General features: G+C 59.9%; 28 protein-coding genes. 14 read left to right on the forward strand and 14 right to left on the reverse strand.

From position 1 onward, the window contains the following. The first annotated feature begins 2 nt into the window (after window positions 1-2). Window positions 3-173, forward strand: coding sequence for a heme exporter protein CcmD (gene ccmD / locus J2X71_RS22500; protein WP_310385068.1), 171 nt, complete (start codon window positions 3-5; stop codon window positions 171-173). Continuing rightward, the gene (locus tag J2X71_RS22505; RefSeq protein WP_310385070.1) at window positions 170-766 is read left to right on the forward strand and encodes a DsbE family thiol:disulfide interchange protein; all 597 of its coding nucleotides are present in this window, start codon (window positions 170-172) and stop codon (window positions 764-766) included. Before ccmD ends, J2X71_RS22505 begins: the two co-directional genes overlap by 4 nt. On the opposite strand, the gene J2X71_RS22510 is transcribed toward J2X71_RS22505, so the two are convergent. The 6 genes from J2X71_RS22510 to J2X71_RS22535 all read right to left on the reverse strand — a co-directional run bounded on the left by J2X71_RS22510 (window position 763) and on the right by J2X71_RS22535 (window position 6,190). Further along, window positions 763-1,350, reverse strand: a complete 588-nt coding sequence (locus tag J2X71_RS22510; RefSeq protein ID WP_310385072.1) for a DUF2585 domain-containing protein — start codon at window positions 1,348-1,350, stop codon at window positions 763-765. The two genes, J2X71_RS22505 and J2X71_RS22510, sit on opposite strands and share 4 nt — an antisense overlap. Next, on the reverse strand, window positions 1,347-1,991 hold the full coding sequence (locus tag J2X71_RS22515) for a septation protein A (RefSeq protein WP_113319771.1): 645 nt from the start codon (window positions 1,989-1,991) through the stop codon (window positions 1,347-1,349). Before J2X71_RS22515 ends, J2X71_RS22510 begins: the two co-directional genes overlap by 4 nt. Window positions 1,992-2,050: 59 nt before the next feature. Then, window positions 2,051-3,607 carry a signal recognition particle-docking protein FtsY gene (gene ftsY / locus J2X71_RS22520; protein WP_310385074.1) on the reverse strand — a complete coding sequence of 519 codons (1,557 nt, stop codon included), beginning with the start codon at window positions 3,605-3,607 and terminating at the stop codon, window positions 2,051-2,053. Window positions 3,608-3,622: 15 nt separating this feature from the next. Next, window positions 3,623-4,897, reverse strand: a complete 1,275-nt coding sequence (gene mtaB / locus J2X71_RS22525; protein WP_310385077.1) for a tRNA (N(6)-L-threonylcarbamoyladenosine(37)-C(2))-methylthiotransferase MtaB — start codon at window positions 4,895-4,897, stop codon at window positions 3,623-3,625. Beyond that, window positions 4,894-5,796: a diaminopimelate epimerase gene (gene dapF, locus J2X71_RS22530; RefSeq protein ID WP_310385079.1), complete on the reverse strand. Its 903-nt coding sequence runs from the start codon at window positions 5,794-5,796 to the stop codon at window positions 4,894-4,896. The genes mtaB and dapF overlap by 4 nt, the downstream gene beginning before the upstream one ends. Window positions 5,797-5,965: 169 nt before the next feature. After that, window positions 5,966-6,190, reverse strand: coding sequence for a hypothetical protein (locus tag J2X71_RS22535; RefSeq protein ID WP_310385081.1), 225 nt, complete (start codon window positions 6,188-6,190; stop codon window positions 5,966-5,968). A gap of 501 nt (window positions 6,191-6,691) precedes the next feature. Between J2X71_RS22535 and ffh the strand changes: the two genes are divergently transcribed. The 10 genes from ffh to J2X71_RS22585 all read left to right on the forward strand — a co-directional run bounded on the left by ffh (window position 6,692) and on the right by J2X71_RS22585 (window position 15,380). Next, window positions 6,692-8,275: a signal recognition particle protein gene (gene ffh, locus J2X71_RS22540; RefSeq protein WP_310385084.1), complete on the forward strand. Its 1,584-nt coding sequence runs from the start codon at window positions 6,692-6,694 to the stop codon at window positions 8,273-8,275. A 16-nt stretch (window positions 8,276-8,291) separates the two neighbouring features. After that, window positions 8,292-8,612: a chorismate mutase gene (locus J2X71_RS22545; RefSeq protein WP_037101839.1), complete on the forward strand. Its 321-nt coding sequence runs from the start codon at window positions 8,292-8,294 to the stop codon at window positions 8,610-8,612. A 49-nt stretch (window positions 8,613-8,661) separates the two neighbouring features. Beyond that, complete coding sequence (rpsP, locus tag J2X71_RS22550) at window positions 8,662-9,030, forward strand: 30S ribosomal protein S16 (RefSeq protein WP_310385089.1); 369 nt, start codon at window positions 8,662-8,664, stop codon at window positions 9,028-9,030. Between the two features lie 126 nt (window positions 9,031-9,156). Then, window positions 9,157-9,726 carry a ribosome maturation factor RimM gene (gene rimM, locus J2X71_RS22555; protein ID WP_113319875.1) on the forward strand — a complete coding sequence of 190 codons (570 nt, stop codon included), beginning with the start codon at window positions 9,157-9,159 and terminating at the stop codon, window positions 9,724-9,726. Between the two features lie 5 nt (window positions 9,727-9,731). After that, window positions 9,732-10,433: a tRNA (guanosine(37)-N1)-methyltransferase TrmD gene (trmD, locus tag J2X71_RS22560; RefSeq protein WP_310385092.1), complete on the forward strand. Its 702-nt coding sequence runs from the start codon at window positions 9,732-9,734 to the stop codon at window positions 10,431-10,433. 199 nt (window positions 10,434-10,632) lie between these two features. Continuing rightward, window positions 10,633-11,169 (forward strand): 50S ribosomal protein L19, encoded by a 537-nt coding sequence (rplS, locus tag J2X71_RS22565; RefSeq protein WP_037070794.1) that lies wholly within the window; start codon window positions 10,633-10,635, stop codon window positions 11,167-11,169. Between the two features lie 146 nt (window positions 11,170-11,315). Continuing rightward, complete coding sequence (locus J2X71_RS22570) at window positions 11,316-12,113, forward strand: basic amino acid ABC transporter substrate-binding protein (protein WP_310385097.1); 798 nt, start codon at window positions 11,316-11,318, stop codon at window positions 12,111-12,113. Between the two features lie 18 nt (window positions 12,114-12,131). Further along, on the forward strand, window positions 12,132-12,950 hold the full coding sequence (locus J2X71_RS22575) for an amino acid ABC transporter permease (protein WP_310385100.1): 819 nt from the start codon (window positions 12,132-12,134) through the stop codon (window positions 12,948-12,950). A 244-nt stretch (window positions 12,951-13,194) separates the two neighbouring features. After that, entirely contained in the window at window positions 13,195-14,604 is a 1,410-nt protein-coding gene (gene leuC, locus J2X71_RS22580) for a 3-isopropylmalate dehydratase large subunit (protein ID WP_113319781.1), read from the forward strand. A gap of 392 nt (window positions 14,605-14,996) precedes the next feature. After that, the gene (locus J2X71_RS22585) at window positions 14,997-15,380 is read left to right on the forward strand and encodes a cell surface protein (protein ID WP_310385102.1); all 384 of its coding nucleotides are present in this window, start codon (window positions 14,997-14,999) and stop codon (window positions 15,378-15,380) included. 56 nt (window positions 15,381-15,436) lie between these two features. Here J2X71_RS22585 and J2X71_RS22590 read toward each other — a convergent pair whose 3' ends face one another. Continuing rightward, window positions 15,437-16,267, reverse strand: a complete 831-nt coding sequence (locus J2X71_RS22590; protein ID WP_310385104.1) for an aldo/keto reductase — start codon at window positions 16,265-16,267, stop codon at window positions 15,437-15,439. A gap of 146 nt (window positions 16,268-16,413) precedes the next feature. Continuing rightward, window positions 16,414-16,962, reverse strand: coding sequence for a L,D-transpeptidase (locus tag J2X71_RS22595; protein ID WP_310385106.1), 549 nt, complete (start codon window positions 16,960-16,962; stop codon window positions 16,414-16,416). A 141-nt stretch (window positions 16,963-17,103) separates the two neighbouring features. On the opposite strand from J2X71_RS22595, the gene J2X71_RS22600 reads away from it, so the two are divergent. Beyond that, complete coding sequence (locus J2X71_RS22600) at window positions 17,104-17,787, forward strand: response regulator transcription factor (protein ID WP_007814583.1); 684 nt, start codon at window positions 17,104-17,106, stop codon at window positions 17,785-17,787. A 1-nt stretch (window position 17,788) separates the two neighbouring features. Next, complete coding sequence (locus J2X71_RS22605) at window positions 17,789-18,244, forward strand: cyclic nucleotide-binding domain-containing protein (protein ID WP_037101863.1); 456 nt, start codon at window positions 17,789-17,791, stop codon at window positions 18,242-18,244. 4 nt (window positions 18,245-18,248) lie between these two features. On the opposite strand, the gene J2X71_RS22610 is transcribed toward J2X71_RS22605, so the two are convergent. The 6 genes from J2X71_RS22610 to tesB form a co-directional block, all read right to left on the reverse strand. Then, a complete protein-coding gene (locus tag J2X71_RS22610) occupies window positions 18,249-19,052 on the reverse strand; it encodes an exodeoxyribonuclease III (protein ID WP_113319876.1) in 804 nt (267 codons plus the stop codon). Window positions 19,053-19,152: 100 nt separating this feature from the next. Next, a complete protein-coding gene (locus tag J2X71_RS22615; protein ID WP_310385111.1) occupies window positions 19,153-19,836 on the reverse strand; it encodes an outer membrane lipoprotein carrier protein LolA in 684 nt (227 codons plus the stop codon). Window positions 19,837-19,971: 135 nt separating this feature from the next. Beyond that, on the reverse strand, window positions 19,972-22,647 hold the full coding sequence (locus tag J2X71_RS22620) for a DNA translocase FtsK (protein WP_310385113.1): 2,676 nt from the start codon (window positions 22,645-22,647) through the stop codon (window positions 19,972-19,974). 238 nt (window positions 22,648-22,885) lie between these two features. Then, window positions 22,886-24,319: an ammonium transporter gene (locus J2X71_RS22625; RefSeq protein WP_310385116.1), complete on the reverse strand. Its 1,434-nt coding sequence runs from the start codon at window positions 24,317-24,319 to the stop codon at window positions 22,886-22,888. A 30-nt stretch (window positions 24,320-24,349) separates the two neighbouring features. Further along, window positions 24,350-24,700 carry a P-II family nitrogen regulator gene (locus tag J2X71_RS22630; protein ID WP_007814595.1) on the reverse strand — a complete coding sequence of 117 codons (351 nt, stop codon included), beginning with the start codon at window positions 24,698-24,700 and terminating at the stop codon, window positions 24,350-24,352. Window positions 24,701-24,912: 212 nt separating this feature from the next. Further along, the gene (tesB, locus tag J2X71_RS22635) at window positions 24,913-25,797 is read right to left on the reverse strand and encodes an acyl-CoA thioesterase II (protein ID WP_310385118.1); all 885 of its coding nucleotides are present in this window, start codon (window positions 25,795-25,797) and stop codon (window positions 24,913-24,915) included. Window positions 25,798-25,840: the final 43 nt, after the last annotated feature.

Consider the following 25,840-nt stretch of genomic DNA (forward strand, 5'->3'; position numbering starts at 1 on the left):
CGATGGGCTCCTACGCATTCTACGTCTACGGCTCCTATGGCTTTGCCGCTATTGTGACGATCGCAGTGACGCTCTGGACCTGGACTGACGGGCGTGCACGCCAGAAGGAATTGGCAGCGCTTGAAGCCGCCGGTATCCGCCGCCGGTCCGCCCGACCGAAGGACGGCGAATGACCGAAGCTCAGCAAGACAATAAGCCGAAGAGCCGCTATGCGCTTGCCCTGATCCCGCTGCTCATCTTCGGCGGCATCGCGGCAACGGCAGCCAAAATGCTCTACGATCAGGATTTCCACGGCAAGAATATCGCCGAAATCCCCTCCGCTTTGATCGGCACCAAGGCGCCGTCGCTGAACCTGCCGCCGCTCGAAGGCTCCAATCTGCCGGCGCTGACGGATGAAGCGGTCAAGGGCAAGCTCACCCTCGTCAACGTCTTCGCCTCCTGGTGCATTCCCTGCCGCGATGAGCATCCCCTTCTCAAACAGCTTGCCAAGGATGGGCGGCTGAACATCGTCGCGATCAACTACAAGGACAAGAACGAGAACGCCCTGCGTTTCCTTGGTGAACTCGGCAATCCCTATCACGCCATCGGCATCGACCCGAACGGCAAGGCGGCGATCGACTGGGGTGTCTACGGCATTCCGGAGAGCTATCTCGTCGCACCTGACGGCACGATCATCTACAAGCGTGTCGGCCCCTTCGACGATATCAGCCTGAAAGAGGGCCTCTTCCCGGCGATGGAAAAGGTACTGGGCAAGCCGGTTTCCTAAGCACCGCCCTGCCAGACCTTGATGGCCTCAACCGGCCAGATCAGCATCAGCACATTCAGTGTCAGATTATCCCGGATCATGTAGCCGGTGAAAATCTCGAAGAAGATGGCAATGGCAACGGTCAGCGCCACAGGCGCTCTCGAGGCGAAGAAAAAGCCGACGACCATGAAGATCGTGTCCATGGCCGAATTGATGATGCTGTCGCCGTAATAGTCGAGCGAGATCGTCGCCGTGCGGTAGCGGTCGATGATCAGAGGCGAATTTTCCAGAAGCTCCCAGCCGGATTCGATGAGAACAGCCAGGAGCAGGCGCGCCGCAAACGGCTTGCCGCGTAGCACGAGATGCGCCAGCCCGTAGAACAGGAAACCGTGAATGATATGCGACGGCGTGTACCAGTCGGACAGGTGCTGGGAATTGCCGCTGGAATTGACCGTGCCTTCCCACAGCTTGACATAGCCGCAAGTGCAGATCGGCACCCGGCCCATCAGATATTCGGCAACGATCTGCGCGACCAGCACCGCAAGGCAGGCGGAAAACCAGAAGATCTGATGCCGTGACCGGTCGGTGCCCTCGATAACAGTCACTTCTCGCTTTCAGCCTCGGTGGAAATGCTGTGCTTCAGCACCAGCGGCATCTGCGCCATGGTGAAGATGATGGTGATCGGCATCGTGCCCCAGACCTTGAAGGTAATCCAGAAATTATCCGAGAAATTACGCCAGACGACTTCGTTCAGCACCGCAAGAAATAGGAAGAAGATACCCCAGCGGATCGTCAGCTTGCGCCAGCCTTCGGCATCGAGCTGGAAGGCGGCGTTGAAGACATAGCCGAGCAGCGACTTGCCGAAGGCGAGGCCGCCAAGCAGGGCAAAACCGAAGAGCGCATTGACGATCGTCGGCTTCATCTTGATGAAGGTTTCGTTCTGCAGCCAGATCGACAGAGAACCGAAGATCAACACGACGATGCCCGAAACGAAGGGCATGATCGGCAGATGGCCGAGCATGATCTTGGAAACCACCAGCGAGAGAATAGTTGCGCCCATGAACAGCCCGGTCGCCACGAAGAGCGGACCGCCGAGTTCGGCCAATGCCGGAAAACGCGCGACAAGCCATTCACCACGCAGATTGGCAAAGAAAAAGACCATAAGCGGTCCGAGTTCCAGCGCCAGTTTCAGAAGCGGATGATGCCGGTCTGCGGCGCTGGGAGTAATATCGCTTTCAGTCGTCATGCTTCTTCAAACCTGCTTTTTTGCAATGCATGCAAGCCATCAACGGCTAATCTGTGGCATCATTGGCCAATGCCGGCAATGGCCTGCGCAAAATCCTCTGCCTCGAACGGTTCGAGATCGTCGACCCCTTCCCCGACACCGATGAAATAGACTGGCAGCTTATGCTTGGCGGAGATCGCTACCAGAATGCCGCCGCGCGCCGTGCCGTCAAGCTTGGTCATGATCAGCCCGCTGACGCCGGCGACATTGCGGAAGATTTCCACCTGATTGAGCGCGTTCTGGCCCGTCGTCGCATCGAGCGTCTGGAGAACGGTGTGGGGCGCATCCGGGTCGAGCTTGCCGAGCACGCGCACGATCTTCTCGAGCTCGGCCATCAGCTCCGCCTTGTTTTGCAGCCGGCCAGCCGTATCAATGATCAGCACATCGCATTTCCTAGCCCTCGCCTGCTCAAAAGCGTCATAGGCAAGGCCTGCCGCATCCGCGCCGAGCTTGGTGCCGATGAATTCGGACTTGGTGCGATCGGCCCAGATCTTCAGCTGCTCGATGGCCGCAGCACGGAACGTATCGCCGGCCGCCAGCATCACCTTCAGGCCGGAGCCAGATAGCTTCGCCGCAAGCTTACCGATCGTCGTCGTCTTGCCGGTGCCGTTGACGCCGACAACGAGGATCACATGCGGCTTGTGCGAAAGATCGAGCTGCAGCGGCTTGGCGACCGGCTTCAGCACCTTAGCGATTTCGTTCGCCATGATACGGCTGACATCTTCGCCGGTCACATCCTTGCCGTAACGCTCCGAAGCGAGCGTATCGGTCACCCGCATAGCCGTCTCGACGCCGAGGTCGGCCTGGATGAGCAGGTCTTCGAGATCCTGAAGCGTCTCGTCGTCAAGCTTGCGCTTGGTGAAGAGTGCGGTGATCTGGCCAGTAAGCTGCGAGGAGGTGCGCGCCAGACCATTGCGCAGGCGCTGGAACCAGGAGAGTCTCGGCTGCGGCGCGGCTACCGGTTCCGGTTCAGCGGCCGGTCCGGTGGCGAAGCCTTTGGGAAGGATGGAGTTCGGTGCCGACCTGTCGGAGGTGGCACCCTCCTCTGTCCTGCCGGACATTTCCCCAAGAGGGGAGATCGGCATGGAACGAGAATCCTGCTCTAGCTCAGCCGAAATTTCCAGGGCGTCGCGAGTCGGAATCTCCTCTGGAAATGTCTCAGTTGGCTCGACCCTGCCTTCCGCTCTTACGGCAGCATCATCCTCCAAATGATCTTTCCCCTTGTGGGGGAGATGTCCCGAAGCGACAGAGGGGGGTGCCACTGCGACGTCATCTGCAGCCGCTTCCGCTTCGGCTTCCAGCAGCGACAAGGGCACGACACCCATATCGCTCAGATCATCGGCGATCGGGAGCAGTTCCGGCTCGCCTTCAATAGGCTCCTGTTCTGCTACAGCTTCATCGAGATCGGCCGCAGGTCCGCCAGCCGTGTCCATCTCCTCGGCAAGAACTGGATCGTCAGCAACTGGCAGATCTTCGTCGCGCGAGCGCGGCTCCAGCTCCCTTTCAACTGCCTCCGGCACAGGCTCTTCCGCCGGCTTGCCGAAGGTGAAGACCTTTTTGATGAAACTGAGCGCCATGAGCTGTCCGTGAAGTCAGGCCGCCGCGGCAGCCGTCAATTGCATGTGGAGATGCTTGCCGTTGTGGCCTGATATCGTCGCTTCGACGATATCGCGCGGGCGAAGACCGGGGACAGTGACAAGCGTGAAGTTTTCCGTATGGGCAAGACCGTTATTTTCCACCAGTAGCCATTGCCGCGTTCCGACCATCTTGTCCAGATGGCGCTGGTGCAGCATCTGTCCAGTGGCGCGGAGGCGAGCGGCGCGATCCTTAATGAGCGAGCGATCGAGCTGCGGCATGCGCGCGGCAGGCGTGCCGGGCCGCGGGCTATAGGGGAAGACGTGCAGATGCGCGATGTCGGCTTCTTCGGCGAGGCGCGCCGCGTTCTCGAACATCTCCTCGGTCTCCGTCGGGAAGCCGGCGATCATGTCTGCGCCGAAACTTATCTCCGGCCGCAGCCGGCGCACCTCTTCGATGAAACGCAGAGCATCGGCACGCAGATGGCGGCGCTTCATGCGCTTGAGGATCATGTCATCGCCGTGCTGCAGGGAAAGATGCAGATGCGGCATGAAACGCGGTTCGTCCGCGATGAGGTCCATGAGATGGCGATCGGCCTCGATACTGTCGATCGACGATAGCCGCAGCCTGCGTATGTCAGGCACCTGCTTGAGCAGTGCCTTTGCGAGCAGACCAAGCGTCGGCTCGCCGGGAAGATCTGCGCCATAGCTCGTAGCATCGACGCCGGTCAGAACGATTTCGCGATAGCCGCTGTCAACGAGATTGCGGGCCTGATCGACCACGGCCCCCATCGGCACCGAACGCGAATTGCCGCGGCCATAGGGGATAATGCAGAATGTGCAGCGATGGTCGCAGCCGTTCTGCACCTGGATGAAGGCGCGCACGTGGCCGTCAATATGCTTGACCATCTGTGGCGCGGTGTGGCGCACACTCATGATATCGTTGACACGAAGCTTCTCTTCCGCCGAAACGCCGAAATCCGGAAGCGCGCGATAAGAGGCAGCCTTCAGCTTCTCCTCATTGCCGAGCACGGCATCAACCTCGGCCATTTCCGCGAAGGTCTGCTTTTCAGTCTGGGCGGCACAGCCAGTGACGATGATGCGGGCATGCGGATTGTCGCGGCGCGCGCGGCGGATCGCCTGCCGGGCCTGGCGCACGGCCTCGCCGGTCACGGCGCAGGTATTGACCAGAATGGCATTGTTGAGCCCGGCCGCTTCCGCCTGCGATCTCATGACTTCGGATTCATAGGTATTGAGACGGCAGCCGAAGGTAATGACCTCGACGCCGCTCACCGCGCTTCCGCCCCACGTTCGGCATCGCGAGACCATGTGCCGGTCGAAGGATCGAGCGCACCGGACCATTCCCATTCGGCAGGGCCGGTCATGACGACATGGTCGTCTTCGCGCCAGTCGATGACCAGCGGCTGGCGGATCGGGCTGGAGGCGACGTCGATCGTCACCTTGCGGCCGGTGCGGCCGGTGCGCGCAGCACTGACGGCAGAGGCACAGGCAGCCGAACCGCAGGCAAGCGTCAGGCCGGCGCCGCGCTCCCAGGTGCGTGTCCGCAGCGCCGAATCCGAGATGACCTGCGCCAGCGTGATATTCGCCTTTTCCGGGAACATCGGATGGTTTTCGAGCAGCGGCCCGAAACGTTCGAGATCGAAGCTCATCGGATCGCGGTCGACCCAGAAGATCGCATGCGGATTACCCATCGACATGGCCGAAGGCGAATGCAGCACCGGATTGTCGATCGGCCCGATCTGCAGCTCGATGCGGCTCGTATCGTGAAATTCTTCCGCGAGTGGAATACGATTCCATTCGAAAACCGGCCGGCCCATATCGACGGAGATCGTGCCATCCTCATGCTCGACTGCGTTCAGGATGCCGGCGACCGTCTGGAAGGTGAAGGCCTTCTTGCCGGTCTCGGCGGCCAGCGCCTGCACGACGCAGCGCGTACCATTGCCGCAGGCCTGCGCCTTCGAGCCATCGGAATTGAGGATGTCGATATATGCGTCGGTTCCCTGCGCCTTCGGATCATGGATCGCCATGATCTGATCGAACTGCGTCTCGGCATCGGCATTGAGTGCGATCGCCGCCTGCGGCGTCACCTTGTCGGTCCGCCCACGCATGTCGACAACCAGGATCTTGTTGCCAAGCCCGTTCATCTTCGCGAATTCGACCGTGTTACTCATCTGACTATTTCCGCTGCGTTTTGGCTGTATATGGCGGAAATGCTCGGGGATTACCAGTGGGTGAGCGCCAAGCGAGGTTCGCCCTCTTTCTTACGCATAAAAGCCAGGCCCCGCGAAATCAGACCGGGTACGGCACAGTCAGCCTTTGGAAATCGCGCAAAATCCAGATCTATCGCACCGTGCCCTCGGGATTGAGAGACGCCGCGTGGGCTTCGACGATAGCAGCGGTAATCACCTTTCTGAGCTCGTAGACCAGCAAGCGGGACCGCTTGCGATCCAGGTCTTGTGCCGCCTTCGCCAAATTCAGGCCTTCCCGCAGAACTATATTATGGGCGCGTGCCAACGCCCAGCTTTCTATATCTGGGTTTATCATTTGATATCTCCGCCGATTCATTCGGCATCAAGGATATTCACGAATCATTTTACAGAATTTACTTAAGTAGAAAATAGAATCAGAAGCTGAATATTTTGCAACTGGCATTCAGCGCGAATTCGGCTTGCCGATCAAAATATTCAACTAAATATGGGTGAATTTTAAAGCGGATATGTTAGTATATACAAATATGTACTTCCGTTGCCGCGACCGGCTGCATAGCGGAATATCCGCGCACCGCTCCTGCCGCACGACTTCAGACCACACGACTTCAGAAAAGTCCGCCACGACGTCGTTGAACGCATTCGCCTTGACTTTCCCGCGGCTTTCCTGTTTATCGCGCTAAATCTGCGACGAGTAATAGACTCCGAGCCGCCGACCGGGACTGGATTCCGGAGGTCAACATCCGACAGCGCGCTGCGCCCTCGGGTGCTTTTTGGCTTTGCGTCTTGTTTTCGTCAAGGAAAAGCACGACGTTCCAGGGCATCCAAAAACTCCCCGAAACGTATCAAGGAAGAGCCGATGTTTGAGAACCTCCAGGACCGTCTTGGTTCCATCCTGAATGGACTGACAGGCCGTGGCGCGCTTTCGGAAAGTGATGTTTCCGCAGCGCTGCGGGAGGTTCGCCGTGCGCTTCTGGAAGCCGACGTTTCGCTGGAGGTGGTCCGCTCCTTTACCGACCGCGTGCGTGAAAAGGCCGTTGGCGCCGAGATCCTGAAGTCGATCAAGCCCGGCCAGATGGTCGTCAAGATCGTCCATGACGAGCTCATCGAAATGCTCGGCGGCGAGGGTGTCGGTGTCGACCTTCATGCAGCCGCCCCAGTCGTCATCATGATGGTCGGCCTGCAGGGCTCCGGTAAGACGACGACGACGGCAAAGATCGCCAATCGCCTGACGACGCGCGAGAAGAAGAAGGTGCTGATGGCATCGCTCGACACGCGCCGTCCGGCAGCGCAAGAGCAGCTTCGCCAACTCGGCGCTCAGGCAAACATCGACACCCTGCCTGTTATTGCCGGCCAGTCTCCGACCGATATCGCCGCCCGCGCCGTTCAGGCCGCCAAGCTCGGCGGCCATGACGTCGTCATTCTCGACACCGCCGGCCGTACCCATATCGACGAACCCTTGATGGTCGAAATGGCCGACATCAAGAAGAAGTCGAACCCGCACGAAATCCTGCTGGTCGCCGATAGCCTGACCGGCCAGGACGCCGTCAACCTTGCCCGCAACTTCGATGAACGTGTCGGCATCACCGGCCTCGTACTGACCCGCATGGATGGCGATGGACGCGGCGGTGCGGCCCTTTCCATGCGCGCCGTCACCGGCAAGCCGATCAAACTGATCGGCGTCGGCGAACGAATGGGCGAACTGGAGGAATTCCATCCCCGTCGTATCGCTGACCGTATCCTCGGCATGGGCGATATCATCTCGCTCGTCGAGAAGGCGGCTGAAAACATCGACGCCGAAAAGGCGGCTGCCATGGCCGCCAAGATGGCCAAGGGCAAGTTTGACCTGAACGACCTCGCCGACCAGCTGCGTCAGATGCAGAAGATGGGCGGCATGGGCGGCATTATGGGCCTGATGCCCGGTATGGCCGGCATGAAGGACAAGATGGCCGCCGCCGGCTTGGACGACAAGCTGTTCGGCCGCCAGATCGCCATCATCCAGTCGATGACAAAGGCCGAGCGCGCCAATCCCGACCTGCTCAAGCATTCGCGCAAGAAGCGCATCGCTGCCGGTTCCGGCACCGATGCGGCTGCCATCAACAAGCTTCTGAAGATGCATCGGCAGATGGCCGACATGATGAAGATGATGGGCGGCAAGGGCAAAGGCGGCATGATGAAGCAGATGATGGGCGGCCTTGCCGGCAAAATGGGGCTGGGGGGCCTCGGCGGCATGGGCGGCATGCCTGATCTCTCGAATATCGACCCGAAGCAGCTTGAAGCGCTACAGAAGCAGGCGGAAGCCGTGGGTCTCGGAAAGCCGGGTGGGGGTATGCCCGGTCTAGGCGGAGGCTTGCCGGGCGGATTGCCCGGTCTTGGCGGCGCAAAGCTGCCGGGCCTCGGTGGTGGTTTCCCGGGCCTGCCCGGATTGCCCAAGAAGAAGTGAAAGGATCGCCTGCCCCATGATTGATCCAGACGTCAAAGCCCAGCTTTCGAGCTACCGCCAGTCGATCGACAATATCGACGCGGCGCTCGTCCACATTCTGGCCGAACGCTTTCGCTGCACCAAAGAGGTCGGCGTGCTGAAGGCTAAGTACAAGTTGCCGCCGGCGGATCCGGCGCGCGAGGAATACCAGATCGCTCGTCTTCGTCAGCTTGCCGAAGATGCGCATCTGGACCCGGATTTCGCCGAGAAGTTCCTGAACTTCGTCATCAAGGAAGTCATCCGACATCATGAGCAGATCGCTGCGGACCACGCTGAACAGAGCGCCGCAGCCCGATAACCATGCCGCTCAACGAAGCGGTTCAAGAAAAGCCTAAGGAGTAAAGAATATGGCACTGAAAATTCGTCTCGCACGCGGTGGTTCCAAGAAGCGCCCGTACTACCACGTCGTTCTCGCCGATGCCCGCAGCCCGCGTGACGGCCGCTTCCTTGAGAGCCTCGGTTCCTGGAACCCGATGCTCGCCAAGGACGACGAGAAGCGCGTTCAGCTGAACGGCGAACGCATAAAGCACTGGCTCGACCAGGGCGCGCTGCCGACCGACCGCGTTCTGCGCTTCCTCGACGAAGCCGGCATCTCCAAGCGCGAAACCCGCAACAACCCGGAAAAGGCAAAGCCGGGCAAGAAGGCTCAGGAGCGCGCTGCCGAAAAGGCTCAGAAGGCTGCTGACGCCGCTGAAACTGCTGCTTCCGCCGAATAATAGGTTTCGACCCAATCCGGACGGGCGGCATGGCGACATGCCGCCCGTTTTCGTTTCCATTCCCACGCACTTCGTTTATGAGAAGCGTGATCCCAGCTTCTTGCCTGCGTTCGAATGAAGGAACCCATGACCAAGCTTGAAAATCCGGTGCTGATGGCAACCATCGGCGGCGCGCAGGGCATTCGTGGCGAGGTGCGTGTAAAGGCCTATACGGCCGATCCGACCGCGCTCGGCGACTACGGCCACCTGCACAGCATGGATGGACGCGTTTTCGAAGTTCTCGAACTGCGCGAGATGAAGAACATTGTCGTCGTCCGCTTCCGCGGCGTCAACGACCGCAACGCCGCCGAGGCGTTGAACGGCCTGGAACTCTATATCGAACGCGACAACCTGTCGGATGAGGAACTGGAGGACGACGAGTTCTTCTATGCCGATCTGGAAGGGCTCGAAGCCTTCGACGATCAGGGCATCAGTTACGGCACAGTGACCGGAGTCTTCGATTTCGGCGCCGGCGATCTTCTGGAACTCAAAGGTCCCGGCAAGCGCCCGGTGCTGATCCCCTTTTCGGAAGCCTCCGTGCTGGAAATCGACCTTGAAGCCGGCAAGCTGCTCATTGATCCGCTTGCGGCCGGCCTCGTCGACAATCCCGACGACCTGAAGGGGCTCGCCCCCGGCAAGCCGAAGAAAAAGAAGTAGGCGCCATGGCTTTCCGGGCGACCGTGCTGACACTCTACCCGGAAATGTTTCCGGGCCATCTGGATTTTTCGCTCGCCGGCAAGGCGGCAGAGCGTGGACAATGGTCGCTCGATACCGTGCAGATCCGCGATTTTGCGGCGGATAAGCACCGAACCGTCGATGATACACCGGCCGGCGGCGGCGCCGGCATGGTGCTGAAGCCCGATGTGCTCGCCCGGGCCATCGACAGCGCTTCTGAAAATGACAACCGCCCGCGCCTCCTGATGAGCCCGCGCGGCAAACCGCTGACGCAGGAGCGCGTGCGGCAGCTGGCGGTCGGCGACGGGGTGATCATCGTCTGCGGCCGTTTCGAAGGCGTCGACCAGCGTGTGATCGAGGCACGCGAACTCGAGGAAGTCTCGATCGGCGATTACGTACTGTCAGGCGGCGAGCCGGCAGCGTTGATCCTGCTCGACGCGATCGTGCGCATCCTTCCGGGCGTCATGGGCAATGACCTCTCCGGCCTGCATGAAAGCTTCGAAGGCGGACTTCTGGAACATCCGCATTATACCCGCCCGCAGGAATGGGAAGGCCGCGAGATACCGGCGATCCTCACTTCCGGCAATCACGGCGCCATCGAGAAGTGGCGCCATGAACAATCCGTCTCGCTGACAAAAGAACGGCGGCCAGACCTGATTGGGGCGCAGAAGCCCGAAAAAGCAGGCTGATTTCACAAATTTGTCGCCCAAGGGATGACAGGTGGAAGTCTTTCGTGTAATGGCGCACGCGGAAATGGGGTTTAACCCTGTCTGCCAGCAAACAAAGAATGGCGAATCCGCTCCCGCCCGCAAGGGCAAACTCCGGAGGCATCGACCGAAGGACAGTGTGAGCGCTCTGGCTGTTTCAGAAGAACCAAAGGTTAAGACGATGAACATCATTCAGCAGCTTGAGGCCGAACAGGCCGCCAAGATCGAAGCCAAGCGCACCCTTCCTGAATTCTCCCCGGGCGACACCGTCCGTGTCAACGTGAAGGTCACGGAAGGCAACCGTACCCGCGTTCAGGCCTACGAAGGCGTTTGCATCGCGCGCTCCGGCGGCGGTCTGCAGGAAAACTTCACGGTCCGCAAGATCTCCTACGGCGAAGGCGTCGAGCGCGTATTCCCGGTCTACTCCCCGATGATCGAAAGCGTCGAAGTCGTTCGCCGCGGTAAGGTCCGTCGCGCCAAGCTCTACTACCTGCGCGATCGTCGCGGTAAGTCGGCTCGTATCGTCGAGAACACCGGCACCCGCGCCCGCAAGCTCAACGATGCCGAGCGTCAGGCCCTTGCCGAGGAAAAGGCACGTATCGAAGCTGAAAAGGTTGCAGCAGCTCAGGCTCTCGCCGCCGAAAAGGCAGCAGCAGAAGCCGCTGAAGCAAAGGCCGCCGCAGAAGCTGCAGCCGCTGCTGAAGGTTCGGCTGAATAAGCAGCTCGCGAAAGCGAAATCATTGCATGGGAAAGGCGGTCTTTGGGCCGCCTTTTCTTTTTTGCGCCAGTGTGCAGCGCTTGCAGCCTTGCCATATCAGCATCTTCCATGACAATTCTGCCGTTCAAATATTGGGGAGCCACACCATGTTCTTTCGCCGCACTGTTCTTGCCAGCCTGACCGCCGCAATGCTTTCGCCGCTCGCAGCTTTCGCCGGCAGCCTGCCGGACCTTGGCGGCAAGACTGTCGTCGTGGTGACGGAAAACGCCTATCCGCCGCTGCAGTTCGTCGACCCCAAGTCCGGTCAGCAGATCGGCTGGGAATATGACGCGATGAACGAGATTGCCAAGCGGCTGAACTTCCAGGTCGAATACCAGAACACCAGCTGGGACGCGATGATCCAGGCCGTATCCGACGGCCAGTACAATATCGGCATGACCGGCATCACCATCAAGGACGATCGCAAGCAGAAGGTTGATTTCTCCGATCCCTATATGCGCTCGCAGCAATTCATGCTTGTTCGTGGCGATGAGAAGCGTTTCACCGACGCCAAGAGCTTCGGTGCCTTCAACGATGGCCTGATCGGCGCCCAGCCCGGCACTTCGCCTTTCTATACCGCCGTCTATGAAATCCTGGATGGCAACGAACAGAACCCGCGCATCAAGCTCTTCGAAACCTTCGGCGCAACCGTGCAGGCTCTGAAGACCGGCGATGTCGATCTCGTCCTGACCGACAGCGTCGCTGCCAAGGGTTATGTCGATTCTTCGAATGGCGGGCTGAAGGTCGTCGGTGAACCGCTCGGCACCGAGGATTTCGGCTTCATCTTCCCGAAGGGTTCCGATCTCGTCGCTCCCGTCAATGCCGCCATTGCCGACCTGAAGGCGGACGGCACCTTTGATGCACTGAACAAAAAGTGGTTCCTCGACTACAAGATGGGCCAGTAGTCCCCCGAGCGATCGCAGATGGCATTACCACCATCCCCGCGACACGAGAAGGACGACCGTCCCTGGTGGCTGGTCGTCCTTGTTCTGATCGGCGTCGTTCTCGCCGTCGTCATCATTACCAACGATATTTACACGCAGGTCTTCCGGACCGTCGTGAATGGTGCCGGCATTACCGTCTTCGTGACGCTCGTCGCCTTTGTGCTGGCGACCGTACTCGGTCTGGGCATTGCGCTACTTGGCCTCTCCGACAATATCGTGCTGCGCCAGATCGCCCGCTTCTACATCGAGATCATCCGGGGCATTCCAATCCTCGTGCTGCTCTTCTATATCGCCTTCGTCGGCGCGCCGGGCGTTGTCGCAGCCTATAATTTCCTGATCACCCCCCTGGTGAAGGCCGGTATTGCCGAGCCGATCCTCGTGCGTGATCTGTCGCTGATGTGGCGCGCCATCATCGCCCTGATGATCGGCTATTCCTCTTTCATCGCCGAAATCTTTCGCGCCGGTTTCCAGTCGGTCGATATCGGCCAGATCGAGGCGGCCAAGTCGCTCGGCCTGTCGCGCTACCGCCGTTTCAGGCTCGTTGTCTTCCCGCAAGCAATCCGGGTGATCTTCCCGCCGCTCTCCAACGACTTCGTCTCGATGGTGAAGGATTCCTCCCTCGTCTCCGTCCTCGGCGTCGCCGACATCACGCAGATGGGCAAGGTCTATGCCTCCGGCTCCTTCCGCTTCTTCGAGACCTATTCGATCGTCACCTATATCTACCTGATCCTGACAATCGGCCTGTCGCTCTTCCTGCGGCGGATCGAGAAGAAGATGAAGCAGATGCCGCGACGCTAGAGCCGTCGCACGATTCGAATTGCCGTTTCGATCAAAAATCGCTATATCCAGCGCCATGGAATCCAAGTTCAGATGCATCGGTGCGCATATTTTCGTGCTGCAGGACCATTATCGCCTGCCGGCACGTTTCTTTGCGTCCGTTTCCGGTGCGCTCAACAGCCGACTTCGTTGATCGAATGACGGCCGGCGGAGCCTGTCCGCCATATCCTTAAATTCCATGCTCCAGCCAAAACGGACTATAGCCATGAGCGCACCGCGTACCCTTTACGACAAGATCTGGGCCGACCACCTGGTGGATGAACAGCCTGACGGCACCTGTCTTCTCTATATCGACCGTCACCTGGTCCATGAAGTCACCTCGCCGCAGGCCTTCGAAGGCCTGCGCATGACCCACCGCAAGGTTCGCGCGCCTGAAAAGACGCTTGCCGTCGTCGACCATAACGTTCCGACCTCACCCGACCGCCATCTCGGCATCAAGAATGAGGAAAGCCGCATCCAGGTCGAAGCGTTGGCAACCAATGCAGCCGAATTCGGCGTCGAGTATTACTCGGCAAGCGACAAGCGTCAGGGCATCGTTCACATCGTCGGTCCGGAACAGGGTTTCACCTTGCCCGGCATGACCATTGTCTGCGGCGATAGCCACACCTCGACGCACGGCGCCTTCGGCGCGCTGGCGCATGGGATCGGCACCTCCGAGGTCGAACATGTCCTGGCGACCCAGACGCTGATCCAGAAGAAGGCGAAGAACATGCTGGTGCGGGTCGACGGCCTGCTTCCGCCGCATGTAACCGCCAAGGACATCATCCTCGCCATCATCGGCGAGATCGGCACGGCCGGCGGCACCGGCCACGTCATCGAATTTGCGGGCGAAGCTATCCGCGCGCTGTCGATGGAAGGTCGCATGACGATCTGCAACATGACGATCGAAGGCGGAGCCCGCGCTGGTCTGATCGCCCCTGACGAAAAGACCTTCGAATACATCAAGGGCAAGCCGCGTGCGCCGAAGGGCGAGGCGCTGGAACAGGCGATTGCCTACTGGAAGACACTGCAGACCGATGAAGGCGCTCATTACGACCGCGTCGTAGTGCTCGATGCTGCCAACCTGCCGCCGATCGTATCCTGGGGTTCCTCACCCGAGGACGTGATTTCCGTACAGGGTATCGTACCGAACCCTGACGATATCCAGGACGAGACGAAGCGCACCTCCAAATGGCGCGCGCTCGACTATATGGGCCTGAAGCCGGGCACCAAAATGACCGATATCACCCTCGACCGCGTCTTCATCGGCTCCTGCACCAACGGCCGCATCGAGGATCTGCGCGAGGTCGCCAAGGTCGTTGAAGGCAAGACCGTTGCCTCGACCGTCGATGCCATGATCGTACCGGGCTCCGGTCTCGTGAAGGAACAGGCGGAAGCCGAAGGTCTCGACAAGATCTTCAAGGCCGCAGGCTTCGACTGGCGCGAGCCGGGTTGCTCTATGTGCCTTGCCATGAATGACGACCGCCTGAAGCCGGGCGAGCGCTGCGCATCGACCTCGAACCGCAACTTTGAAGGCCGCCAGGGCTTCAAGGGCCGCACGCATCTCGTCTCGCCGGCCATGGCCGCCGCAGCCGCGATTGCCGGTCACTTCGTCGATATCCGCGAGTGGAACTAGGCTCTTTCGGAGGACTGAACCTAAAAAAGCCTGGCGCCTCTGAACTAACTCCCGAAAGTTGGACGACAACCTTCGGGGTCAGTTCACTCCGCGCCGGGCTTTTTATTGGTGAAATAGCGATCACGCTCTTTGGATCGAATATTCTCGCTCCGACCGGCCGCGGCGCCAGCAGGCGCCGTTGTCGGTAGGCATTCTCTAAAGCTGCTATCTTGCTGCTCGATGGTTGAATCGGCGTGAAATCATATGTTTTATGTGACGTTTGGATGAAATTTCATCTGTCGACCGAAAATCCCTGCTTCTTTCCTGCCACTCGCCCGTTAACGAATGACGCCCGCCGTTTCGCAGACAACGACCGGAGGTGGGGTCTCCATTGATTTCAACGGAGAAGAGCTATGAACAAGACACTGATCAAGCGCTTGCCGATAGCCTTCGGCGCAGTCCTTTGCCTCGCAGCAGCCAATGCTGCCCTTGCGGCGCCGGTGCCTATGGGCACGTCGCCTGAAACACCCGGCACTGTGGAACAAGTCGCTACGCGAGAGCACAGCTGGAATGGCTACCGTGGCTACGAGAATCCGCGTGAAGGCTATCGCCGAGGGCCAGACGGCTATTGGTACCCTGCCAAGGCCTTTGGCGTTTCATCTGAAACGACCGGCTCCGTCGGCATGCCAGCCCCGCTCGCCGGGCCCACGCCCTATCGGATGGATAGGAAGCGCCCCTTGGATATGGACTGCAACCTCCGTTTCAATCCAGGGAGCGGCTCGAGCTGCAATTATTGATCGGCTGCAGCATTAGATGACCCTCTCCAGCCCGGTGGGGGCCATCTGTTCAAGGCTTAGAACGTCGCCGTGTACGGATCCGGACCCATGCGAGCGCCGGCGCTATCGAGCTTGGCGATCACTGCCATGTCTTCGCCATCCAGCTTGAAGTCGAAGACGTTGAAATTCTCTTCGATGCGCGAGGGCGTCACCGACTTCGGAATGACGACAAGGCCGGTATCGATGTGCCAGCGGATGATCACCTGCGCCGGCGTCTTGCCATGCTTGGCAGCAATCTGACCGATGATCGGATTGGAAATGAAGCGGCCCTGACCGAGCGGGCTCCAGGATTCCGTGACGATATTCAGCTTCTTATGCGCCTCCTGCGCCGCCTTCTGCTGAAAGTCCGGATGCAGCTCGATCTGGTTGATAACAGGAACCACGCCTGTATCGCCGACGATATGGTCGAGATGGTCTGGATAGAAGTTCGACACGCCGATGGAGCGGACGCGACCTTCTTCCCTCAAGCGCACGAAAGCCTTCCAGGTTTCGCGATAAAGCCCGCGATGCGGCGATGGCCAGTGGATGAGATAGAGATCGATATAATCGCTACCGAGCTTCTGCAGGCTGACCTCGAAGGCACGCAGTGCATTGTCATAGCCCTGGTCGGTATTGCGCAGTTTCGTCGTGACGAAGATATCCTTGCGGTCGATGCCGGAGGAGCGGATGCCTTCGCCGACGCCCTCTTCGTTGTCATAGCCGGACGCCGTATCGATGTGGCGATAGCCGGCGGCCAGTGCGGTGCGCACGGTCGGAGCCGCGATATCTTGGGGCGTCTGCCAGACGCCGAGACCCACCTGGGGAATGGAATGTCCGTCGTGGAAAGTAATGATGGGCTGAGTGGTCACAATATATCTCCGGAAGTTTGAAGGAATGGCCAAAGACACGAATTGAATGGGGCATGAATTGAAGCCGCGAAGCGGTTTTCCCTGGACGCATCGCAGCCCGCGCATCCGGTCGAAAGTCCATATAGGACAGAGAGCCCGCAATACAATCAGAGAACGCGGAGGATCGTTCCCTTTCTGAGGTGAGGCAGAATGCGGCGCATGTCGCGGGCGCTGATCGCTACACAGCCGGCGGTCGGCTCGTATCCTGGCCGGATCAGATGGAAAAAGATCGCTGAGCCGCGATTGCGCGCCCGGGAGGTCATGTTCCAGTCGAGCACCAAGCAGATATCGTAGAGTCCGTCCTTCCGCTTCATTTCTTCATGGCTCGGTTTGAACGGCGCCTTGACCAGCCTGTTGTAATTCGCATCGGTGGGCTGATCGCACCACAGCATGTCGGAGTGGATGCGCTTGATGGGCAGCGCTGTAGGGAGACGGCCGTTTCGTTCGCCGCGCCGGAAACCGTAGAGCAGCCGCATGGCAGCAATCGGCGTCGCCCCGTCGCCTTCCCGCTTGATCACGGTCCGGCCGCTACGGCCGATCGCGGCGGGCAAGGTGAGCGGGCCAAAACGGACGATGGCTCTGTTTGGCTTGCCCGGCGCGGCACGCACCACGAGCGTTGAGGGCTGCCCATTTCGCTCTCGCCTTGCTTTTTCCATTTTTCTCGCATGTTCTTGAATTGCCTTGGGCTTCGATTGAAACCATATGAGACCCTAGGCAGCAACAGCAGCAGATCGCCAATCCTTGCCAAATGTGGAATTTGGCGTAGGAGTATCTGACCAACGCAAGGACGCACCCGCATGACCGCACGCACCATTCTTCTGGTGGATGACGACGACGACCTTCGCCAGACGCTGACGGAGCAATTGTCGTTGTATGAGGAATTCTCGGTCCTGCAGGAAGCGACCGCGGGCAAGGGCGTCCAGGCCGCCCGCTCCAATCCGGTCGATCTGCTGATCATGGACGTCGGCCTGCCCGATATGGACGGCCGCGAGGCGGTAAAGCTGCTGCGCAAGGGTGGCTTCAAGGCGCCGATCATCATGCTGACCGGTCATGACACGGATTCGGACACGATCCTTGGCCTTGAGGCCGGCGCCAACGACTATGTGACAAAACCTTTCCGCTTCGCCGTGCTTTTGGCTCGCATCCGCGTGCAGCTTCGCCAGCACGAGCAGAGCGAAGATGCCACTTTCACTGTCGGCCCTTATCTCTTCAAGCCGAGCCAGAAGCTGCTGACCACAGATAACGGCCAGAAGATCCGTCTGACGGAAAAGGAGGCGGCGATCATCCGCTACCTCTACCGCGCCGAACAGAAGGTCGTGACCCGCGACGTGCTGCTGGAAGAAGTCTGGGGCTACAATTCCGGCGTCACCACGCACACGCTGGAAACCCACGTTTACCGTCTGCGCCAGAAGATCGAGCGGGATCCGTCCAACGCCGAGATCCTCGTGACGGAAAACGGCGGCTACAAGATCATCCCGTAGCATGTCTCTTTCCGACGATATCCATCTGCTGGCGCAGCTTCCGCTCTTCAAGGACATGAACGACGACCAGTTGCGCTTGATTGCCTTCGGCGCAGACCGTCGCGTGATTGCGGCCGGGCAGATGCTGTTCCGTCAGGGATCACCCGCCGAAAGCGCCTATGTGATCACGAGCGGCAGCCTCGAACTCAGCGTGACGGGCTCGGATGGCATGGCACGGACCGAAGCCATCGCTGGCCCCGGTGCATTGATTTCGGAGCTGGCTCTTATAACGCTGGTGGAGCGCAAGTTCACTGCAATTGCCCGCGAAGATACCGGCATCATCCGCATTACGCGGGCGCTGTTCCTTCGCCTGATCGAGGAATATCCCTCGGCGGCGCGCATCATGGAAAACCGTATCCGCGACAGTATTGCCGATCTCGCGGCACAGGCCGCAAGCCAGTTTCACCGTTTCAGCTGACGTTTCAGAGGTTGAGATGTACGGTCACCGGCACATGGTCGGATGGCCGCTCCCAACCGCGTGCTTCCTTCAGTACCTCGATGCGCTGCAGATGCGGACCGAGGTCGGGCGAAGACCAGATATGGTCGAGACGCCGGCCCTTGTCGGCAGCTTCCCAATCCTTCGCGCGGTAACTCCACCACGTATAGAGCTTCTCATTGGCAGGCACATGCTGGCGCATGAGATCGTGCCAGCCGCCACGCTTCATCACCTCGAGCAGCCCGTCGGTTTCGACCGGCGTATGGCTGACGATCTTCAGAAGCTGCTTGTGAGACCAGACATCATGTTCCAGCGGCGCGATATTGAGATCGCCGACGAGAATGGCTGACGTGTTCGGCTCGGCGCTCGCCTTGAGGTTCTTCATCTCCTCGATGAAATCGAGCTTGTGGCCGAATTTCGGATTGATCATGCGGTCCGGCTCGTCGCCGCCGGCAGGAACATAGAAATTGTGCAGGCGGATGCGACGGTTGCCGCGCTCGAAGACCGCCGAGATGTGGCGCGCGTCGCCGACATTGCAGTAGTCCTGCCGGTGGTCTTCGGTCAGCGGCACGCGGGAGGCTATAGCAACGCCATGATAGCCCTTCTGGCCGTGGATGATGATGTGCTCGTAGCCCATGGCGCGCAGCGGTGCCAACGGGAAGAGGTCGTTCGTAACCTTGGTTTCCTGCAGGCAGAGGATATCGGGCCTGTGCTTCAGCACGAGCTGCTCGACGATCGGCATGCGCAGCCGCACCGAATTGATATTCCAGGTGGTAATGGAGAAGCTCATGCCGATGCCCTTTCAGATCCCTCTGAAAAGGCTTTAGAGCAAAGGCGTGAGCGAGAAAACCGGCCGCAGGCAAAAGCGGCCGGCGATCAACCGAAAAGCATCAATCCCGGTTGGCCGAGGTGCCCTTGATATCCTCGTATGGCACGCGGAAGACACGCTCATCGAAGGCAACGCCGGTCTTCACGTTGAAGATCATCACCGACGTGTCCTTGCCCTGGTTGTCGGTGATCGTCCACTGGCGCAGGTCATAAGTCTTCGGGTCGAACATCATCGTGATGGTCGAGTTGCCGAACACCGTATTGTTGCCGAGCGAGATCGTCGTCAAATCGGACTCTTGCTTCACGCCCTTCACCATTCCGGCGGAAAGGTCGATACGCGGCGCAAGTAACAGGCTGAGCGGCGTCTTGGAAAGCGGATAGAGATCCCAGGTCTTCAGCTTCACGTTGCCGATCGCGACGTTCCTGCCGTCGGCAATGACGCGCATCGGCGACGGATCGTCATAGTTGAAGCGCAGCTTGCCGGGACGCTCGATGAAGAATTTGCCGCCGGTCTGTTCGCCACGGGGGCCAAACTGCACGAACTCGCCCTGCATGGTGGCGACGCCCGAGAAATGATCGGCAATCGCCTGTGCCGTGGCGCTGTTGGCAGCGGGTGCTGCCGCCTGGGCGACCTGGGCGAGAGCGGGAAACGGAACGGCGCTTGCAACGGCGGCAACAGCGAAGACGCCAAGAACGTCACGGCGGGTTACCGGCAGGCCGGAAAATATGGACGCGGAGTTGGTCATGTGAACCTCCTGTATGCGGTCTGCATGCCGCCGAAAGGCGGCGTCTTCAAGGCGCCGCGATCGCCCGGTGAAAGGTAACGGATTACATCCTCCGAGGTTTCCACCAGATGGGCTGCGCCATCAAATATTCTTTCCTCAACGGTCGAGGATATCTCCATCCGTCGGCACGAGAATCTCACGTTTGCCGGCATGGTTGGCAGGGCCAATGATGCCCTCCTGCTCCATGCGTTCGATCAGCGATGCCGCACGATTATATCCGATACCGAGCCTGCGCTGAACATAGGAAGTAGAGGCCTTGCCATCGCGCAGCACAATGGCGACGGCCTGATCGTAGGGATCTTCGGAATCGGCAAGATTTGACGTACCTGCCGGACCGCCACCATAATCGCCGTCCTCGTCGTCATCGGCAGTGATGGCATCGAGATATTGCGGCGAACCTTGCGTCTTCAGGTAGGAGACGATCTCTTCGACCTCAACGTCGGACACGAACGGACCATGGACGCGCTGGATGCGGCCGCCCCCTGCCATATAGAGCATATCACCCATACCGAGCAGTTGTTCGGCACCCTGCTCGCCGAGGATCGTGCGGCTGTCGATCTTGGACGTAACCTGGAAGGAGATGCGGGTCGGGAAGTTCGCCTTGATCGTGCCGGTGATGACGTCGACTGACGGACGCTGCGTTGCCATGATGACATGGATACCGGCCGCGCGCGCCATCTGCGCGAGGCGCTGCACGGCACCTTCAATATCCTTGCCGGCGACCATCATCAGGTCGGCCATTTCGTCGATGATGACGACGATATAGGGCATCGGCTGCAGATCGAATTCTTCGGTCTCGTAGACCGCTTCGCCGGTCTGCCGGTCAAAACCGGTCTGCACCGTGCGCGAGATCGTGTCGCCCTTGGCAAGTGCCTGCTCGACGCGCGTATTGAAGCCGTCGATGTTGCGAACACCGATCTTAGACATCTTCTTGTAACGCTCTTCCATCTCGCGGACGGTCCATTTGAGCGCGACGACAGCCTTCTTCGGATCGGTGACGACAGGGGAAAGCAGATGCGGAATGCCGTCGTAGACGGAGAGCTCCAACATCTTCGGATCGATCATGATGAGGCGGCACTGCTCCGGCGTCATACGGTAGAGCAGCGACAGGATCATCGTGTTGATGGCGACGGACTTACCCGAGCCGGTCGTACCGGCCACCAGCAGATGCGGCATCTTCGCGAGATCGGCGATCACGGCTTCGCCGCCGATCGTCTTGCCGAGCGCCATGGCAAGCTTCGCCTTGGAGCCTTCGAAATCACGCGAGGCGATGAGCTCGCGCAGATAGACGGTTTCACGCGTCTGGTTCGGCAGCTCGATGCCGATCGCATTGCGGCCCGGCACGACGGCGACGCGGGCGGCAATAGCACTCATCGAGCGGGCGATATCGTCGGCAAGGCCGATGACGCGGGACGACTTGATGCCGGGTGCCGGCTCCAGTTCATAGAGTGTGACGACCGGACCGGGGCGAACATGGATAATCTCGCCCTTGACCCCGAAATCTTCCAGCACGCCTTCCAGCATGCGGGCATTCTGCTCCAGCGCATCGGCCGAAAGCGTGGAATCGCGCACGACATTCTTCGGCTCCGCAAGCAGATGCATGGAGGGAAGCTGGAAGCCTTCCGGCCGGATGAACGAACCTTGCGCCTCGCGCTCGACGCGGGCGCCGGGCTTTGGGCGGGCGGAGGCAGGAATGACGCGCGGCTCGGGTTTACCGGCCGATTTGGCCGGCGCGCGGATCATCCAATCGTCATCATCGTCATCAGGCAGGATATCGGCCGGACGCGGCGGCATGTCGGTATTGAATGGCGGATCGTCGTCCTCGTCCTCATCGTCGTTGAGCGAGACGGAAGGCGCCGAAACGACCCGACGGCTCGAAGCGGAACGCGGCTCCATGGAAGGATCCATGCGCTCGCCGCGCGCTGCGGGCTTGGCGCGCACCGGCTCGTTCAGCGTACCGAATTCGTCATCGTTGAAGTCATAGGGCGATTCGAAATCGCTCTGGCGGCGCTTGCGCGGTCCCATGCCGAAAAGCCGTCGGAAACGCGCCTGGTTCATATACCAGGCGTGAGTCATGGCACCGCTAAAGGCCATCCAGCGGGACCCATCGTCCTCATCGTCCTCATCGCCGACGACACGCACCTTGCTGCGCGTATCGACATAATCCTCTTCTTCGTTTTCCTCCTCATCGAGCTCGCTGCGTCCGACGATGCCGGCTGCAAAGAGCATCATCCACGCGGTCGGGACGGCGAAGATGCAGCCGACTGCGGTGGCGAAAACGCCGGTCGGATAAGCGCCGACAAAGAGTGCGGGAAAACGCAGGATCATGTCGCCGATAACACCGCCAATACCGTTCGGGATCGGCCAGGTGAGCGGTGGTGGAAAACAGCCGATGACGGCGGAAGAAAGTATGGTGCCCACGAGCCAGGCGCCGGCGCGCGCCGGAATGCGGCTGATGCGACGGCCGGAAATCAGCGCCAGCGCCCAGGCGACGATCGGCAGCATCGAGACGACGCTTGCGAGCCCCAGGAACTGCATGGCGACGTCGGCAAAGGCAGCACCGCTATAACCGAGTATGTTGGTCGGCAGGTTACCGGTGGCGTAGGAATAGCTGGGATCGGTGACGTTCCATGTTGCAAGCGCCGCGACCGCGAGCGCCAAGACCAGGAAGACCGCAAAGCCGGTAAGAGCCTGGATCTGCCGCAGCATGAATGCCGAGAAGGAGAACCGGTCAGGACGACCATCCATCGCCGGCGACGTGCTTCTTGCCATGTGTCTAACCCGTCCAATGCCTGGGGGCACGCGAATCGCCAATGCTTCGCCGCGCCAAATGCGTCCGCTCCACCTAATCAAAGTAGAGTTAAAGCGATGTTAACCATGCATATGCCGGATCACTAAAAAGAAAAGGGCCCGAACCTGTGAAGGTCCGGGCCAAGAGCGGCTTATGGTTAGATAGGCCGCGACGGGCCGTTCAGCGGCGCCCTTGTGTCGGGCGCCGCAAACCCTGCGATCAGGAGTGGTAAGCGGCTTCGCCGTGCGTTGCGAGGTCGAGACCTTCGCGCTCGGCCTCGACCGAAACGCGCAGGCCGATGATGACATCGACGATCTTGTAGAGGATCGCCGAGCCGATGCCCGACCATAGCAGCGTCGTGAGCACGCCCTTGGCCTGGGCCAGGACCTGCGTAGCCGTGCCGGCATAGGAGGCAGCGAAATCAGCCGTCGAATAGTCGACGATACCGGCGCCGCCGAGGGCCGGGTTGACGAGGATGCCGGTACCGAGAGCGCCGATGATGCCGCCGATGCAATGGACACCGAAGACGTCGAGGCTGTCGTCATAGTTGAACTTGTTCTTCACGACGTCGACGAAGAAGTAGCAGACCGGCGAGACGATGAGACCGAGAACGATCGAACCCATCGGGCCGGCAAAGCCTGCCGCCGGAGTGACAGCGACGAGGCCGGCGACGGCGCCGGAAGCGCCGCCGAGCATGGAGGCCTTACCGCGAGCGAAGCTTTCGACGATGCACCAGGACACGGCGGCGGCGGCCGTCGCGACGAAGGTGTTGATCATGGCGAGCGATGCATAGGCATTGGCTTCGAGGTTAGAGCCGGCGTTGAAGCCGAACCAGCCGACCCAGAGCAGCGATGCGCCGACCATGGTGAGCGTCATCGAGTGCGGAGCCATGATCTCCTTCTTATAGCCGGTGCGCTTGCCGAGCATGATCGCGCCGACGAGGCCGGCGATACCGGCATTGATGTGAACGACCGTGCCGCCGGCGAAATCAATTGCGCCATAGGAGAAGATCAGGCCGGCCGGCGAGGTGTAGGAACTCGGACCGCCCCAGAACCAGACCATGTGCGCCATCGGGAAGTAGATAAAGGTAACCCAGAGCACGACGAACAGCATGACGGCCGAGAACTTGATGCGCTCGGCGAATGCGCCGACGATCAGGCCGGGCGTGATGCAGGCGAAGGTCATCTGGAATACGATGAAGGTGTATTCAGGGATGGCGACGCCCTTCGAGAAGGTCTCTGCTAGCGATGAGGTATTAACCCCGGCGAGGAAAGCCTTGGAGAAGCCGCCGACGAAGCTGTTCAGCGAGCCACCGTCGGTGAAGGCGAGCGAATAGCCGTAGGTCACCCAGATCAGCGCCACGACGGCGGTGATCATGAAGACCTGCATCAGCACGGAGAGCATGTTCTTGGCACGCACGAGGCCGCCGTAGAAAAGCGCAAGGCCGGGGATCGTCATCAGGAGGACGAGCGCCGAGGAGACGAGCATCCAGGTATTGTCACCCTTGTCCATGGTGAAGGCCGGAGCAGCGGCGGCTGCAGCATCAGCGGCTGCCGGGGCTGCTTCCTGCGCGAAAGCGACGACCGGCGCCAGGAGAGCGGCCGAAAGGGCGCCTACCCGTGCGATGTTGGAGGAAAACTTCGAAATTGACATTGGAAATAGCTCCTTGATCTGCCGTTCTTTTTACAGCGCTTCTGAATCGGTCTCGCCCGTACGGATGCGCACGGCATGGTCGATCGAGTAGACGAAGATTTTGCCGTCACCGATCTGGCCGGTCTTGGCAGATGCTGCGATGGCCTCTACCGCCTTGTCGACGATTTCGGATGCGACCGCGATTTCGATCTTGAGCTTCGGCAGGAAGCTGACCGCATATTCAGTGCCGCGATAGATTTCAGTGTGCCCCTTCTGGCGACCGTAGCCCTTCACTTCGGTCACAGTCAGGCCCTGAATGCCGATCGCCGTGAGGGCTTCGCGGACCTCATCGAGCTTGAACGGCTTGATAATGGCCATCACAATTTTCATCTGGTTTCCCATCCTTCGTTATCCTCGGCGCGGAGCCGACTCTCCTTGCCGCTGACGGTTTCTTGACCAGCGACCGGCGATAGACATTCAAAGGACGTGCCAGATTCGCGGCAGTCTATAAGTTATTGAAATATAAAGATTATAATTGAAGACGCCAATAAACAGGCAAATGATGGGCCAATAAGCGCACAAATAATGCGCAAATTTATAAATATGCACATTATTTATTCATTTGCCTTTTTCCGAATCAGACCCTCCTGCGCCACCGACGCGATCAGGACACCGGATCGAGTAAAAAGGCTACCGCGAGTCAATCCCCGAGCGCCCGAAGCCGACGGACTGTCCTGCGTATAGAGCAGCCAGTCATCAAGCTTGTCGGGACGGTGGAACCACATGGCATGGTCGAGGCTTGCAACCTGCAGGTTCTGGTCGAAAATGGACGTTCCGTGGGCATGCAGCGATGCATCAAGCAGCGTCATGTCCGAGAGATAGGCAAGCACGGCGGCCTGATAGAGCCTGTTGTCGGGCACGGGACCGGTAGCACGAACCCAGACATCCTGCCGCGGCTCGAGCTTCTCACTCGTAAAATAGTGCTTGAGCGAGATGGGCCGGATTTCGATCGGCCTTTCGCGCTCCCAATATTTGCGCACCGCCGCCGGAGCATGAGCGAGATACTGCTCCTTGATCTGCTGTTCGCCGAGCAGCGTTTCCGGCATCGGCACGGGCGGCATGGGGATCTGATGATCGAAGCCCGGTTCCTCGACCTGGAACGAGGCCGAGAGCGCGAAGATCGCCTTGCCGTGCTGGATCGCGACGGCCCGGCGTGTGTTGAAGCTCGACCCGTCCCGGATGCGCTCGACCTGATAGATGATCGGCACGGAGGGATCGCCGGGACGCATGAAATAGGCGTGCAGCGAGTGAATGAACCGCTCGCCTTCTACAGTGCGCTGCGCCGCCATCAGCGCCTGGGCGATCACCTGCCCGCCGAACACACGCTGCCAGCCGACCTGCGGACTGCGGCCGCGAAAAATATCGACCTCGATCGGCTCGATATCGAGCGTCGAAATCAATGTTTCCATAGCGGTAGGCTTACCCGTTTGTTCCGTCATTTGTTCTGCTCCCGGCGGTAGGAAGTGGTAATATGATGATCTA

This window comes from Rhizobium sp. 1399, assembly GCF_031455475.1.
GTDB lineage: Bacteria > Pseudomonadota > Alphaproteobacteria > Rhizobiales > Rhizobiaceae > Rhizobium.